This is a genomic window from Streptomyces sp. SID486, from assembly GCF_009865385.1.
Taxonomy (GTDB): domain Bacteria; phylum Actinomycetota; class Actinomycetes; order Streptomycetales; family Streptomycetaceae; genus Streptomyces.
The window spans coordinates 1-11,801 of record NZ_WWJT01000256.1; the positions used below are offsets into that span (position 1 = coordinate 1).

Consider the following 11,801-nt stretch of genomic DNA (forward strand, 5'->3'; position numbering starts at 1 on the left):
GTCGAAGTTCATGCCGTACACCCCGCACACCATCGTCGGCACCGCGACCACGGCGGCCCAGGCCGTGATCTTCCGCATGTCCTCGTTCTGGGCGACGGTCACCTGCGCCAGGTGCGCCTGCAGGATGGAGTTGAGCAGCTCGTCGAACGCGGCGATCTGCTCCTTGGCCCGGATCAGGTGGTCGGACACATCCCGGAAATAGGCCTGTATCTCCGGAGCGACCACCCGTATGGGCCGGGTCGCCAGATCCTCCACCGGGCGGCTCAGTGGCACCACCGCCCGCTTCAGCTCCAGCAGTTCACGCTTCATCTGGTAGATGCGGCCCGGGTCAAGACGTGCGCCGTTCTCCGAGAACACCTCCGTCTCGACCTGGTCGATGTCGGCCTGCACCGCGTCCGTGACATTCAGGTAGTCGTCCACCACATGGTCGGCGATCGCGTGCAGCACCGCCGCCGGTCCCTTGGCGAGCTGCTGCGGGTCCGCCTCCAGCTCCTCGCGCAGCGGTCCGAGCGAGCCGTGCCGCCCGTGCCGCACCGTGATCACGAAGTCCTCACCGACGAACACCATGATCTCGCCGGTGTCCACCACCTCGCTGGTCGCCGTCAACTGCTCGTGCTCCACGTAGCAGACGCTCTTGAACACCGCGAAGAGCGTGTCCCCGTAGTGCTCCAGCTTGGGCCGCTGATGCGCTTCGACCGCGTCCTCCACCGCCAGCGGATGCAGGTCGAACAGCTCGGCGATGCCGGCGAACTCGCGGTCCGTGGGTTCGTGCAGCCCGAGCCAGACGAAGCCCTCGCCGGTCTTGCGCACCAGCCGTACGGCATCGACCAGGTCGGCGCACCCGGGCACACGCACACCGTCCTGGTACGTCACGCAGTTCACCACCGACGAGCCCAGCGGCGACCTGGCGGGGTGGCTCAGGTCCACGCGCGGCCGGCGCCGGGCCAGCCGTGCGACCTTGCGCAGGCCGCCGACCTTTCCCAGCCCCGTGACCTTCCGCAGATTCCCTGCCATCGACATCTGGATCTCCTCGCGTGGATCTCCGTGCTGCAACGCTTCCGTGCCTTGACCCGCAAGTCTGCCAGCCCCCGGCAAAGCGCGGGCAAGCCTGTGGGAACGGCAAGTTCCGTTTGGTTCCCGCCTGTGGACGGAGGGTCGGTCGAGGGGGACGGCCCGGGTGACTGGGATGATCGGAGCGTGACGCCATCCGACGGATACCTCCTGGACAACCAGCAGAACGAGGCGGGCCGGCGCTTCGACGCCTTCGCCACCCTCTTCGACCCCACGACCTTCCGGCACCTCGAACACCTCGGTGCCGGACCGGGTATGCGCTGCTGGGAAGTCGGCGCCGGCGGCACCTCCGTCGTCTCCTGGCTCGCCGAGAAGGCCGGACCGTCCGGGCGGGTCGTCGCCACCGACATCGACACCTCGCGGCTCACCCCCGCCGGCCGGCCGCCGGTGGAGATCCGCGTCCACGACGTGGGCGCCGAGGAACCTCCGGGGGAGGGCTTCGATCTGGTCCACGCCCGGCTGGTCCTCGTCCATGTACCCGACCGGGACAAGGCGTTGCGGTCCATGATCAAGTCTCTGCGTCCCGGCGGACGACTGCTGATCGAGGACGCCGATCCCGCCCTCCAGCCGCTGCTCTGCCCCGACGAATACGGCCCCGAGCAGCGGCTCGCCAACCGGCTGCGCCGAGGCTTCCGCAAGCTCCTCGCGGACCGCGGCGCAGACCTGTCCTACGGCCGCAGACTCCCGCGTCTGCTCCGGGAGGCCGGCCTGCACGGCGTCCAGGCCGACGCCTACTTCCCCGTGACCTCACCCGCCTGCACCGCCCTCGAGGCCGCGACGGTCCGTCAGATCCGTGACCGTCTGGTCGTCGCCGGTCTCGCCACCGACGCCGAGATCGACCAGCACCTGGCCAACGTGGAGACCGGCGGCATGGACCTGGCCACCGCGCCGATGATCTCGGTCTGGGGGCACAAGGCGTAGGGCCGACACCGTCACGGCGGGACCGGCGGGTTGTCACCGTCACGGCGTGGCCGACAGGTCGTCACCGACGACCGCCGGTCGGCCGGCACCGTCAATCGCCGACCGACCGTCACCCTCCCCTCCCCTCGCCTCCCCTCCCCGAGCCGGTCGGCCGCGCGGGCACACGGACCGGCCGGCCGCGCGGGAGAACGCACCGGCCGGCCCTCGTCGCGGCGCCCGCTCGGGGGAGGAACGGCAGATCACCGGCCTCCCGGCGCCTGCCTTTCACCGACCTGCCTCGCTTCCGTCCGTCGCTCCCCGGCTCCCGTCGTCCCGAGGCGGAGGTCTGCCGCCCACCCTCCGCACCGCCTCCGCACCCGCCCGGCAGCCCTGGGCCGCCGCCTCCTCCGGGGTCGCTCCCGCGAGCAGCGCGGCGAGGAAGGCTCCGGTGAACGCGTCCCCCGCGCCCGTGGTGTCCCGGGGCACCACGGGCCGGGGCGGCACCCGGACAGGTACCGCGCCGGCGCGGGCCACCAACGCGCCCTCGGCCCCCGCCTTGGCCACCACCAGCGGCACGACACGGCTCAGCTTGGCCGCCGCGTCCCCCGGATCCGGCAGCCCCGTCAGCAGGCACGCCTCGTCCCGGCTGGGCAGGAGCAGGTCGAGCCCCTCCGCGAAGGCCAGGAATCGGTCCACACCCAGCTCCGCGAGGAAGCCGGCCGACGCCGGGTCCAGGCTGACCGGCACGCCACGCGCCCGTGCCGCCGCGAGCGCCGTGCCGGCGAGCGCCCGGCTCGACTCCGTGAACAGCAGATAACCCGACAGATGCAGCCGGGCCACCCCGTCGAGCAGCCCGTCCGACCAGTCGGCGGGACCGAGCCGCAGGGACGCCCCGCTGTCCGTCAGGAACGTCCGCTCCGCCGCCGCAGCCGCGTCGACCAGGCAGATCACCGTCCCGGTCGCCGCCTCCGGATCCACCACCAGCCGGGGCCTTACCCCGGCCGCGAGCAGTTCCCGCGCGTGCCAGTCGGCGGCGTCCGCTCCCACCCGTCCCAGGAGCCGTACGTCCGCGCAGCCCGTGTGGGCCGCCCAGCAGGCCACGTTGGCGCCCGCGCCGCCTGGCAGCGTGCGGATCACGGCGGCCGTGTCGGTGCCGGCCGCGAGCGGCCCGCCGTGCCGGGCGACCACGTCCGTCACCACGTCCCCGACGACCAGCAGCGCTCCGTCCCGGCCCGCGCTCACCCCCTGGTCCAGGCCCCGGCGATCCGCGCCGCCAACCGGACGTTGCCGCGCACCGCCGCCAGGTTGGCGCTCAGCGAGGCCCCGCCGGTGTGCCGGACCAGGTGATCGAGCAGGAACGGTGTCACCGCCTGCCCGGTCACGCCCCGCTCCGCGCAGTCGCGCAGCGCGTCGGCGAGCACGCGCGCGTGCAGCTCGGGGTCGAGTTGTTCGGCCTCCGGTACGGGGCGGGCGACGATCAGCGCGGAATCCGGCGCGTCCAGCGCGTCCTGGGCGCGCATGACGGCCGCGACCTGCTCCGGGGTCTCCAGCGTCCAGTCGACCGGGTGCCCCGAGTCCGCCAGATAGAAGCCCGGGAACCGGTCCGTGCCGTACCCGGCGACGGCCACCCCCAGCGTCTCCAGCCGCTGGAGCGTCGCCGGCACGTCCAGGATCGACTTCACCCCCGCGCACACCACGGTGATCCGGGTGCGCGCCAGCAGCCCCAGGTCGGCCGACTCGTCCTGGGTCACCGTCCACTCCCGGTGCACGCCGCCCAGCCCGCCGGTGGCGAACACCCGGATCCCGGCGAGCGCGGCCAGCCGAGCCGTCGCCGACACCGTCGTCGCCCCGCTCGCGGAGCCCGCCACGGCGAGCGGCAGGTCGCGATGGCCCAGCTTGCGGATGCCGTCCTCGTTGGCGACCCGCTCCAGCTGCTCCTTGTCCAGGCCGACCCGGGGCCGTCCGTCGAGCACCGCGACGGTCGCCGGCACGGCGCCCTCCCGCCGCACCGCGTCCTCCAGCTCCAGCGCCACCTGGAGGTTGCGCGGGCGCGGCAGGCCGTGCGCGATGATCGTGGACTCCAGAGCCACCACCGGCCGCCGCGCGTCGAGCGCCTCCCGGACTTCTTCCGACACCACCAGCACCACGTGCCCGCCTCCTGTCGTCGGTCCTTCCTCCATCCCTGGCGGGCACCGGCCTCGGATAAACGCTTGTGGCCCGTGGCGGAGCCCACCAGCCTGGGACGCATGACGAAGAACACCACGCGTCTCGACCACGTCGTCCTGTGGGTGGCCGACCCGGTCGCCGCTGCCGCCTTCTACGAGAAGGCCGTCGGCCTGGAACCGGTCAGGGTCGCCGAGTTCACCGAAGGAGAGGTGGCCTTCCCCTCCGTGCGCGTCAACGAGGAGACCATCCTCGATCTCGCCCCGCACGGTTTCGCCGCCAGGATGAACATGCTGCCCGGCTCGGCCGACAGCGCCGGCCACCCGGTCAACCACATCTGCCTGTCGCTGCCGGCCGACGCCTTCGACGACCTGCGGGCCCGGCTGGAGGAACACGGCGTCCCCGTGTCGGGCATCGACCCGGGCCTGTCCGGCGCCCGCGGCGCCGCCGTCCGCAGCTTCTACTTCCGCGACCCCGACGGCAACGTCTTCGAGGTCCGGCACTACGACGACTAACCGCACCCCGGGCCGCTCAGAACAGCGGCTCGGGCAGCACGCCCTCCAGGGCGAGAAGCTTCCGCTTCGTCTCCAGGCCGCCCCCGAAACCGCCGATGCCACCGCCGCTCTCCACCACCCGGTGGCACGGCACGACCACAGGCAGCGGATTGGCGCCCATCGCCGCGCCGACCGCCTGCGCCCCGCCGGGCTGCCCGACCCGCCCCGCCAGGTCGCCGTAGCCCAGCACGGTGCCGTACGGCACGCCGGTCGCCAGCTCGCGCAGCACCTGTCGGTTGAACCCGGAGATCAGCGACCAGTCCAGCGGCAGGTCGAAGTCATGGCGTTCGCCGGAGAAGTACGCCCGCAGCTGGCGTATCGCCTCTGCGAGCAGGGGGAAGTCCGGATCCTCCACCGGCCGGCCGCCCAGCCGGGCGGCCAGCCGCTCCAGCGCCCGGTCGCGCACCGCGTCCGAGGCGTGGAAGACGACGTTGACCAGGCCGTCGCGGGTCGCCGCCAGCATCAGCGGCCCGATGTCGGTGCCGACCACGGCCCACACGACGCGCTGCTCGTCCTGCCCATGGCTGTCCATGCGCCCACGGTACGACCCGCCACTGACAACGCCCCCGGCTCAGTCCGCGGCCAGCGCCGCCCGCACCACGTCGGGCTTGTTGGTGATGACCCCGTCGACGCCGTATCCGGCGGCCTTGCGGGCGGTGGCCGCATCGTCCACCGTCCAGGCGAACACCCCGAGCGGCCGGCCGTGCGGCCCGTCCAGGGTGTGCGCCGTCGAGACGTAGCCCCGGGTGAGCGACGCGAACGAAGGATTGACCAGGTCAGCAAACCGGGCGAACCGGCGCAGCTGCGTCACGGAGGGCTTGCCGAGGTAGGCGGTGGTGACCGCCGGCTTCAGCTCGTGGACGGTCCGCACGCTGTCGGCGCTGAAGCTCTGCACGATCAGCCGGCGCAGGTGCCTGCCGTCCAGCCAGCCCTCGTTGCCGAGGAGCTTCAGGGTCTGCCGCTCGATGCCCGGGTACAGCTCCGGGTTCTTGATCTCCAGGAGCAGCTTCTCGTGGTTGCGTTCCACGCGCCGCATGTACTGCTCCAGCGTCGGCACCCGCGTCCCCGTGTACGCGGGGGAGTACCAGCTGCCGGCGTCCAGCCTGGCGATCTCCGCGGCGGTGAAGTCCCCCACCTTCCACGGGGCCCGGCCGGGGAAGACGTCCTCGACGTTCGTCGTGCGCCGCAGACTGTCGTCGTGGAGGACCACCAGCTCGCCGTCCTTGGTGCGCTGGACATCGTTCTCGACCCAGGAGAAGCCCAGCCGAGCGGCCTTGTCGATGGCGGGCAGCGTGTTCTCGGGCGCGTACGCGGAGGCGCCCCGGTGGGCGACGACGGTGGGCACGCGGTGCTCGCCCGCCCGGGCGTCGGAACCGGGGCCCAGCAGGGCCGATGCCGCCCCCAGGGCCGCGGCGAGGGTGGCGGCGACTACGCGCGCGTACATGCGTACTCCTCACGTCGATCGGACGACGAACAGCGAACACGGACAGCACCAGAGTGACAGCCCCGGATCGACGGCACCCGGGCGCACGATGGACACACTCTGAACGGAGATGTCCCAGAGCGCTCACCGGTGCCGCACATCTGCGGTAAGGAGGTGTTTCTTTGCCGGAAAATCGTTCGACCGTTCCGGTGGGGGTCATACTCTCTGCGACGCCCTGACCGCCCGCGCGGTCCTGGGACGGGGGCATATTCAGTATTCCGGGACGCGACAAGGCGGAAGGGCAGCCGCGGATGCAAGGCACGGTCGACGGATTCAGTTACGGGGCCGTCACCCCGGTGGTGGCCTACCTGATGGCCTGCCTCGGTGGCGCCCTAGGCCTCCGCTGCACCACACGGTCCCTGCTGGTCACCCACTCCCGGCGCCCCGCCTGGCTGGCCCTCGGCTCGGCAGCGATCGGCTCCGGCATATGGACGATGCACTTCGTCGCCATGATGGGCTTCAGCATCGAGCAGGCGCCGATCCACTACGACAGGCCGATGACCTACGCGAGTCTCGCGCTCGCCGTCGTCATGGTCGGCGTCGGCATCTTCATCGTCGGCTACCGGGGCGCCACCGGTACCCCGCTCTTCACCGGCGGCACGATCACCGGCCTGGGCATCGCCTCGATGCACTACCTCGGCATGGCGGGCGTCCGCTTCCACGGACGGTTCACCTACAACACGCTCACCGTCGCCGCCTCCGTCGTCATAGCGGTGGTGGCCGCCACCGCCGCCCTGTGGGCCGCCGGACAGGTGCGGGGCTTCGCGTGGAGCCTGGGCGCGAGCGCCGTCATGGGACTGGCGGTCAGCGGCATGCACTACACGGGAATGGCCGCCCTCGGCGTCCACCTCGACGGCGGCTCCCACGGCGCCGGGGGCGCGCCCGAGGCGTCCGCGCTCGCGCCGATGCTGATCGGCCCGCTCGCCTTCCTGCTGCTCGCGGGCGTAGTCGTGATCTTCGACCCGCTGATGGTCACGGGCCGCCCCGACTGGCGGCCCGTCGAGCACAAGCCGGGCGTCCCGGCCGCAGCCGTCGCCCCCCACGCGGACCGCCGCCCCGCCCTGCACGAGGGGCGCGGGCCGGCCGGGCACCCCGCCGCGCACCAGGGCTCCCGGATCTTGTAGAACCGCTGATCGGGACCCATTGTCAGTGCGGGGTCGTACGGTGGATGACATGCGGCCCGTTTCCCACATCGAACGCACGGTGGCGCCTTTCGAGGTCGTCAGCCCCTACCAGCCCAGCGGCGACCAGCCGGCGGCCATCGCCGACCTGGCCAAGCGCATCGAGGCCGGCGAGAAGGACGTCGTCCTCCTCGGCGCGACCGGCACCGGCAAGTCCGCCACCACCGCGTGGATGATCGAGAAGCTCCAGCGCCCCACCCTCGTGATGGCGCCGAACAAGACGCTGGCCGCCCAGCTGGCCAACGAGTTCCGCGAGCTCCTGCCGAACAACGCCGTCGAGTACTTCGTCTCGTACTACGACTACTACCAGCCCGAGGCGTACGTCCCGCAGTCGGACATCTACATCGAGAAGGACTCCTCGATCAACGAGGAGGTCGAGCGGCTGCGCCACTCGGCCACCAACTCCCTGCTCACCCGGCGCGACGTCGTCGTGGTCGCCTCGGTGTCCTGCATCTACGGCCTCGGTACCCCGCAGGAGTACGTGGACCGCATGGTCCCGCTCCGGGTCGGCGACGAGATCGACCGGGACGACCTGCTGCGCCGTTTCGTCGACATCCAGTACACGCGCAACGACATGGCCTTCACCCGCGGTACCTTCCGGGTCCGCGGTGACACCATCGAGATCTTCCCGGTCTACGAGGAGCTGGCCGTCCGCATCGAGATGTTCGGCGACGAGATCGAGGCGCTGTCGACGCTGCATCCGCTCACCGGCGAGATCATCAGCGACGAACAGCAGCTCTACGTGTTCCCGGCCTCGCACTACGTGGCAGGCCCCGAGCGCATGGCGCGGGCCGTCAACGACATCGAGAAGGAACTGGGGGAGCGCCTGGCGGAGCTGGAGAAGCAGGGCAAGCTCCTGGAGGCCCAGCGCCTGCGGATGCGCACCACGTACGACATCGAGATGCTCCGCCAGATCGGCACCTGCTCCGGTGTGGAGAACTACTCGATGCACTTCGACGGCCGCCTGCCCGGCTCCCCGCCGAACACCCTGCTGGACTACTTCCCGGACGACTTCCTGCTGGTCATCGACGAGTCGCACGTCACCGTCCCGCAGATCGGCGCCATGTACGAGGGTGACGCCTCCCGCAAGCGCACCCTCGTCGACCACGGCTTCCGGCTGCCCTCCGCCCTGGACAACCGTCCCCTGAAGTGGGAGGAGTTCCAGGAGCGCATCGGGCAGACCGTCTACCTGTCGGCCACCCCCGGCACCTACGAACTCTCGCGGTCCGACGGTTTCGTGGAGCAGATCATCCGCCCGACCGGCCTCGTCGACCCGGAGGTCGTGGTCAAGCCGACCGAGGGCCAGATCGACGACCTGGTGCACGAGATCCGCAAGCGCACCGACAAGGACGAGCGGGTCCTGGTCACCACGCTGACCAAGAAGATGGCCGAGGACCTCACCGACTACTTCCTGGAGCTGGGCATCCAGGTGCGCTATCTGCACAGCGACGTGGACACCCTGCGCCGTGTCGAGCTGCTGCGCGAACTGCGCTCCGGCGAGTACGACGTCCTGGTGGGCATCAACCTCCTCCGCGAGGGCCTCGACCTGCCCACCTACGCCTTCCAGCACCAGCGCTACTGGATCGAACCCTCCGCCGCCCGACAGGGTGACGTCTCGACGGCCGGCCTCTCGTCCGCAGACCATCCGCTGCTCGGCGCTGCCGTCACCCTGCCGGAGACCGGCGGCCACCTCTTCACCGGCCGGCTCTCGGCTCAGTCGCACCCCTGGCTGCTGGACCACTCTCTCTACGGCACGGCGATCCTCCCGTCCTCCGTTTTCGTGGAGCTGGCGCTGCGTGCGGGGGACGCGGTCGGATGTGACCGGCTGGAGGAGCTGACGCCCCGGACGCCGCTGGCGCTGCCGGGCAGTGGGGCGGTCCAGCTCCAGGTCGCGGTGAGCGGACCCGACGATTCCGGTCGCCGTACGGTCAGTGTCTACTCGCACCACGAGGACGGCGCGTCGGAGGACCCGTGGACCCTGCACGCCCGTGGTGTGCTGACGGCGGGTGCCCCAGCGGGTGCGGCGGCGGGTCGTGTACCGGCCGAGTGGCCGCCGGCCGACGCGGAGCCGATCGACGCGGCAGGACTCCACGAGGACGGCGAGGACGGCGTGGGCATCGCCCGTGGCTCCGCCTTCCAGGGGTTGCGGCAGGCATGGCGCCGAGGCGAGGAGATCCTCGCCGAGGTGGTGCTGCCGGAGGAACTGCGTGGGGACGCCGGACGCTACGGCCTGCATCCGGCTCTGCTGGACGCCGCGCTCCACGCCGTGCACGGCAAGCCGGTCGACGGGACCGAAGACGCGATCGCGCTCACGCACGCGTGGAGCGGAGTCGCCTTGTACGCCACCGGAGCGACCACGCTGCGCGTGCGTCTCGTGCCGGAGGTGGGCGGCGGTGTCGCGGCGGTGCTGGCCGACGAGACCGGCCAGGTGGTGGCGACCGCGGAGGCGGTCACGAGCCGGAGCGTCACACCGGACGACGTGGCCGGGCAGGGACGGGTGCCGCACGAGTCGTTGTTCCGGGTGCAGTGGGCCGCACTTCCGGAGGCCCCCGCGGCCGCGGTCGAGGGCCTCGCTGCCGGGTACCCGGTCGTGGGCCCCGACGCCGCGGAACTGCGTGCCCTGCTCGGGATCGCCGACGAGGGCACGGCTGTGTACGCCGACGTCCGTGAGGCCGCGATGTACGGCGAGACCGCGCCCGGGTGCGTGCTGTTGCCGTTCCTCTCCGGCTCCCCGGTTGTCGGGGACGCTGTCGATCCGGCGGTTGTGCGGTCGGTGACGCTCGGTGCGCTGGAGTCGTTGCAGGCGTGGCTGGCCGAGGAGCGGTCGGCCGGGTCCCGGTTGGTCGTGGTGACCCGGGGAGCGGTGTCCGCCGTGCCGGGTGAGGACGTGACCGATCCGGCGGCTGCGGCGGTGTGGGGACTGGTGCGGTCGGCGCAGGCCGAGCACCCGGACCGGTTCGTCCTGCTGGACCTGGACGGGCAGGAACTGTCCGGTGGCACGCTGGAGTCCGTACTCGCCGGCGGGGAGTCGCAGCTCGCCGTACGGGAAGGGCGGGCCTATATCCCGCGCCTGGTCAGGGCGATGGTTCCTGCCACTCCCACTGTTCCCACCGTTTCACCGGCCGTGTGGGACGCCGACGGATCCGTACTGATCACCGGTGCCAGTGGCGTGCTGGGCCGTCTGGTGGCGCGGCACCTGGTCGCCGAACACGGCGTCAGGTCCGTGATCCTTGCCTCGCGGCGCGGGCGGGACATGACGGATGCGGACGAACTCGAGTCCGGACTCGTCGCGTTGGGTGCCGAGGTGACGTTCGAGGCGTGTGACGTCACGGACCGCGACGCGCTCTCCGGCCTGCTGGCACGGGTTCCCGCCCACCGCCCGCTGCGTGGAGTGGTGCACGCGGCCGGTGTCCTGGACGACGGCCTCATAGAATCGCTGACGCCGGAACGACTGGACGCCGTGCTGCGGCCGAAGGTTGACGCCGCCGTGCATCTGCACGAGCTGACCCGGGACCTGGGGCTGACGGCCTTCGTCCTGTTCTCCTCCGCCGCCGCGACGTTCGGCGCGGCCGGCCAGGGCAACTACGCCGCCGCCAACATGTTCATGGACGCCCTCGCGGCGCACCGACGGGCGCACGGTCTCCCGGCGATCTCGCTGGGCTGGGGCTTCTGGGCCGAACGCAGTGACATGACCGGGCACTTGGGCGAGGTCGACATGGCCCGCATGGCTCGCTTCGGCATGACGCCCCTGTCCGCGGACGAGGGACTCGCACTGTTCGACGTGGCGCACACGACGGACGAGGCTCTCCTCGTACCGACGCGCATGGACGTCGCCGTGCTGCGCGCCAACGCGCGGCCCGGGACCGTACCCGCCATCCTGCGGCACCTCATCGGAACGCCCGCCCGCCGGGTCGTCGAGTCGGCCGGTGCCGACGACGGGACTCCCGCTCTCGCGCGGCGCCTTGCCGGTCTCGCACCGGACGAGCGCGAGGCGCTGTTGCTGGACCTGGTGGCCGAAAACGTGGCGGCAGTACTGGGCCACACGGACACGATCGCGGTCGAGCGTGCCTTCAAGGACCTCGGGTTCGACTCGTTGACGGCGGTGGAGCTGCGCAACCGGCTGAACGCGGCGACCGGTCTGCGGCTGTCGGCCACCCTGGTGTTCGACTATCCGACCCCGGCCGCCGCCGCCCGACACATCGTCGGCGAACTGCTGGGCCCGGACTTCACGGACGGTGAGCAGCAGGCCGCCGTGCCGAACCCGGCGACGGCGACGGCACGGCTCCTCCCCGCCGACGAACCCATCGCCATCGTGGGCATGGGCTGCCGCTTCCCGGGTGGCGTCCGCACCCCCGAGGAGCTGTGGCAGCTGCTCGTGAACGACGGTGACGCGGTGGCGGGCCTGCCCACCGACCGCGGCTGGGACCTGGAGGCGCTGTACCACCCCGA

9 protein-coding genes and 1 pseudogene are annotated in these 11,801 nt (G+C 71.9%); 5 read left to right on the plus strand and 5 right to left on the minus strand.

Translation table 11 applies throughout. The annotated features are described in order from the left end of the window. Nucleotides 1–1,020, minus strand: a 1,020-nt coding sequence (locus GT045_RS12560) for a magnesium and cobalt transport protein CorA (protein WP_161334214.1), incomplete at its 3' end; no start/stop codon positions are given. Between the two features lie 177 nt (nucleotides 1,021–1,197). On the opposite strand from GT045_RS12560, the gene GT045_RS12565 reads away from it, so the two are divergent. Further along, nucleotides 1,198–1,992, plus strand: coding sequence for a methyltransferase (locus tag GT045_RS12565; protein ID WP_161287062.1), 795 nt, complete (start codon nucleotides 1,198–1,200; stop codon nucleotides 1,990–1,992). Nucleotides 1,993–2,256: 264 nt separating this feature from the next. On the opposite strand, the gene GT045_RS12570 is transcribed toward GT045_RS12565, so the two are convergent. Next, nucleotides 2,257–3,213: a PfkB family carbohydrate kinase gene (locus GT045_RS12570; protein ID WP_345942552.1), complete on the minus strand. Its 957-nt coding sequence runs from the start codon at nucleotides 3,211–3,213 to the stop codon at nucleotides 2,257–2,259. After that, nucleotides 3,210–4,118 carry a pseudouridine-5'-phosphate glycosidase gene (locus GT045_RS12575; protein WP_161291918.1) on the minus strand — a complete coding sequence of 303 codons (909 nt, stop codon included), beginning with the start codon at nucleotides 4,116–4,118 and terminating at the stop codon, nucleotides 3,210–3,212. The genes GT045_RS12570 and GT045_RS12575 overlap by 4 nt, the downstream gene beginning before the upstream one ends. Nucleotides 4,119–4,217: 99 nt before the next feature. On the opposite strand from GT045_RS12575, the gene GT045_RS12580 reads away from it, so the two are divergent. Further along, complete coding sequence (locus GT045_RS12580; protein WP_161333453.1) at nucleotides 4,218–4,649, plus strand: VOC family protein; 432 nt, start codon at nucleotides 4,218–4,220, stop codon at nucleotides 4,647–4,649. Between the two features lie 16 nt (nucleotides 4,650–4,665). On the opposite strand, the gene GT045_RS12585 is transcribed toward GT045_RS12580, so the two are convergent. Both GT045_RS12585 and GT045_RS12590 read right to left on the minus strand, forming a co-directional pair. Beyond that, the gene (locus GT045_RS12585) at nucleotides 4,666–5,220 is read right to left on the minus strand and encodes a methylated-DNA--[protein]-cysteine S-methyltransferase (protein ID WP_161291916.1); all 555 of its coding nucleotides are present in this window, start codon (nucleotides 5,218–5,220) and stop codon (nucleotides 4,666–4,668) included. Between the two features lie 39 nt (nucleotides 5,221–5,259). Next, entirely contained in the window at nucleotides 5,260–6,132 is an 873-nt protein-coding gene (locus GT045_RS12590; RefSeq protein WP_161333452.1) for a glycerophosphodiester phosphodiesterase family protein, read from the minus strand. Between the two features lie 290 nt (nucleotides 6,133–6,422). Between GT045_RS12590 and GT045_RS12595 the strand changes: the two genes are divergently transcribed. The 3 genes and pseudogenes from GT045_RS12595 to GT045_RS39645 form a co-directional block, all read left to right on the plus strand. Continuing rightward, nucleotides 6,423–7,295: an MHYT domain-containing protein gene (locus GT045_RS12595; protein WP_161333451.1), complete on the plus strand. Its 873-nt coding sequence runs from the start codon at nucleotides 6,423–6,425 to the stop codon at nucleotides 7,293–7,295. Nucleotides 7,296–7,344: 49 nt separating this feature from the next. Then, a pseudogene (gene uvrB / locus GT045_RS39640) lies at nucleotides 7,345–8,904 on the plus strand (excinuclease ABC subunit UvrB); the annotation flags it as partial. A gap of 117 nt (nucleotides 8,905–9,021) precedes the next feature. Continuing rightward, nucleotides 9,022–11,801, plus strand: a 2,780-nt coding sequence (locus GT045_RS39645; RefSeq protein ID WP_237538537.1) for a type I polyketide synthase, incomplete at its 3' end; no start/stop codon positions are given.